The sequence below is a fragment of the Streptomyces flavofungini genome (genome assembly GCF_041028215.1).
GTDB classification, from domain to species: Bacteria; Actinomycetota; Actinomycetes; order Streptomycetales; family Streptomycetaceae; genus Streptomyces; species Streptomyces flavofungini_B.
In genome coordinates, this window is sequence record NZ_JASKYR010000983.1 from 1 (window position 1) to 2,533 (window position 2,533).

A 2,533-nucleotide genomic window follows, 5' to 3' on the forward strand; every position below is an offset into this window, starting at 1 on the left:
GGCGTACGCCGTGCGGGCCGGGCTCCGGCCACGCCCTACGCCTGTACCTCGACGCGGACGTAGACCGAGACGTAGATGCAGCCCGAGACGTAGACGCAGACGTGGATGTCCACGCGTGGCGCTACCCGAACCCGAGGCGGGATGGCGATGGCCGGGCCGGACAGGGGTGCGTCACGAGTTGCGGCTTACGGTCGCGGCAAAGGCTCAGCCGGTCTACCGGGAGCCGGACCCGACGAACACCGCGAGCGGCGCAGAAGTCGTGAAAAGGCGTCAGCAGCCGCGTCGACACGCGGAGGAGGCCACCCGCAGCAGGTCGATGTGACCGCGCGTAGTGAGCAAGGCTGATCGCGACATGTCGCAGAACGTAGCCAGTTGCCGCAGGCACGGTCAATGGTGTCTCGGGGAATGGACGGCTCGTATCGCTGGGTGGAAGGCCGGATGGGAGAGAATGGGGTTATGTCCGATGCGTTCACCACTCAAGTCCTCCGGGTCACCACCGGTTCCACCGAGACGGTCCATGACCTGACCCGCGACTGCGAGGCCTTCCTGCGCGAGGCCGCGGCGGGCCGCGACGGCCTCCTGAACCTCTTCGTGCCGCACGCCACGGCGGGCATCGCCATCCTGGAGACCGGCGCGGGGAGCGACGACGACCTCCTCGCGGCGCTGCACACCCTGCTCCCGGCCGACGACCGGTGGCAGCACCGCCATGGCAGCCCCGGGCACGGCCGTGACCACGTGCTGCCCGCGATCGTCCCGCCGCACGCGACGCTGCCGGTGATCGGCGGCAGTCTGGAACTCGGGACGTGGCAGTCGGTGTGCCTCGTGGACACAAACGTGGACAACCCCGACCGAAAGGTCAGGCTGAGCTTCCTCGGGGGCTGAGGGTCTTCGGGCGGATGGCGGCCGAGGGGCCTTCGGTGGCGGCCGCGGGCCTCGGTTGTCGAGGCCCCTCGGCGGGTCGAGAGTCATAAGCCAACCATGGGAGACCCCATAAGCCCGCCTTATGGGGTCATAAAGCAGACCCGGCTACTGACTTAGGCTTGCCTTAGTTTAGGCTTCCCCTTGCGTACCTGGTGCGTGCCCCCGCCACCGTTCGAAGGGAACCTGAACATGCCTCGCCCTCTGCGGGTAGCCATTGTCGGAGCCGGCCCCGCCGGGATCTACGCCGCCGACGCGCTGCTCAAGTCCGCAGTGGCCGTCGAACCGGGTGTGTCGATCGACCTCTTCGAACGGATGCCCGCACCGTTCGGTCTCATCCGCTACGGCGTCGCTCCCGACCACCCGCGCATCAAGGGCATCATCACGGCCCTGCACCAGGTGCTCGACAAGCCCCAGATACGTCTCTTCGGCAACGTCGACTACCCGAACGACATCAGCCTCGACGACCTGCGTGACTTCTACGACGGGGTGATCTTCTCCACCGGCGCCACGGCCGACCGCGCCCTGGACATCCCCGGCATCGACCTCGACGGCTCCTACGGCGCCGCCGACTTCGTCTCCTGGTACGACGGGCACCCCGACGTGCCGCGCACCTGGCCGCTCGACGCCGAGAAGGTCGCGGTCCTCGGCGTCGGCAATGTCGCCCTCGACGTGGCCCGCATCCTCGCCAAGACCGCCGAGGAGCTGCTGCCGACCGAGATCCCGCCGAACGTGCACGAGGGCCTGAAGGCCAACAAGGCGCTGGAGGTGCACGTCTTCGGCCGCCGAGGCCCCGCGCAGGCCAAGTTCAGCCCGATGGAGCTGCGGGAGCTCGACCACTCCCCGAACATCGAGGTCATCGTCGACCCCGAGGACATCGACTACGACGAGGGCTCGATCACCACGCGGCGCGGCAACAAGCAGGCCGACATGGTCGCCAAGACCCTGGAGAACTGGGCGATCCGCGACGTCGGCGACCGTCCGCACAAGCTCTTCCTGCACTTCTTCGAGTCGCCCGTGGAGATCCTCGGCGAGGACGGCAAGGTCGTCGGCCTGCGCACCGAGCGCACGGCCCTGGACGGCACCGGCAACGTCAAGGGCACCGGCGAGTTCAAGGACTGGGACCTCGGCGCGGTCTACCGCGCGGTCGGCTACCTCTCCGACGAGCTGCCGAAGCTGCCCTGGGACGTGGCGACCGGCACCGTCCCGGACCGGATGGGCCGCGTCATCGAGGAGTCCGGTGAACACCTGGCCTCGACCTATGTCACCGGCTGGATCCGGCGCGGGCCCGTCGGCCTCATCGGACACACCAAGGGCGACGCCAACGAGACGGTCGCCAGCCTCATCGACGACCACGAGAACGGCCGCCTGCACACGCCGCAGGCGCCCGCCCCGGAAGCCGTGGACGCCTTCCTCGCCGAGCGGAACGTCCGCTTCACCACGTGGGACGGCTGGTACCGCCTGGACGCCGCGGAGAAGGCGCTGGGCGAGCCGCAGGGCCGCGAGCGCGTGAAGCTCGTCGAGCGCGAGGACATGCTGGGCGCGAGCGGCGCGTAGGCGCGGGCCGCCACTTTCAGGCCGGTCGGGCCGACACCTTGAGGGCCGTCGGCTCCGC

At 69.4% G+C, this 2,533-nt stretch carries 3 protein-coding genes; 2 read left to right on the forward strand and 1 reads right to left on the reverse strand.

The annotated features are described in order from the left end of the window. Positions 1-270: 270 nt before the first annotated feature. Complete coding sequence (locus AB8Z36_RS37410; RefSeq protein WP_358229513.1) at positions 271-354, reverse strand: putative leader peptide; 84 nt, start codon at positions 352-354, stop codon at positions 271-273. Positions 355-456: 102 nt separating this feature from the next. On the opposite strand from AB8Z36_RS37410, the gene AB8Z36_RS37415 reads away from it, so the two are divergent. Both AB8Z36_RS37415 and AB8Z36_RS37420 read left to right on the forward strand, forming a co-directional pair. Then, on the forward strand, positions 457-882 hold the full coding sequence (locus AB8Z36_RS37415) for a YjbQ family protein (RefSeq protein ID WP_369217836.1): 426 nt from the start codon (positions 457-459) through the stop codon (positions 880-882). Between the two features lie 228 nt (positions 883-1,110). After that, on the forward strand, positions 1,111-2,475 hold the full coding sequence (locus tag AB8Z36_RS37420) for an FAD-dependent oxidoreductase (protein ID WP_369217837.1): 1,365 nt from the start codon (positions 1,111-1,113) through the stop codon (positions 2,473-2,475). The last annotated feature ends 58 nt before the right edge of the window (positions 2,476-2,533 follow it).

What these genes read in the sequence shown, in the direction of transcription:
- AB8Z36_RS37420 (WP_369217837.1), top strand. Translation starts at nt 1,111, where the DNA reads ATGCCTCGCCCTCTGCGGGTAGCCATTGTCGGAGCCGGCCCCGCCGGG.
- AB8Z36_RS37410 (WP_358229513.1), bottom strand. Translation starts at nt 354, where the DNA reads ATGTCGCGATCAGCCTTGCTCACTACGCGCGGTCACATCGACCTGCTG.
- AB8Z36_RS37415 (WP_369217836.1), top strand. Translation starts at nt 457, where the DNA reads ATGTCCGATGCGTTCACCACTCAAGTCCTCCGGGTCACCACCGGTTCC.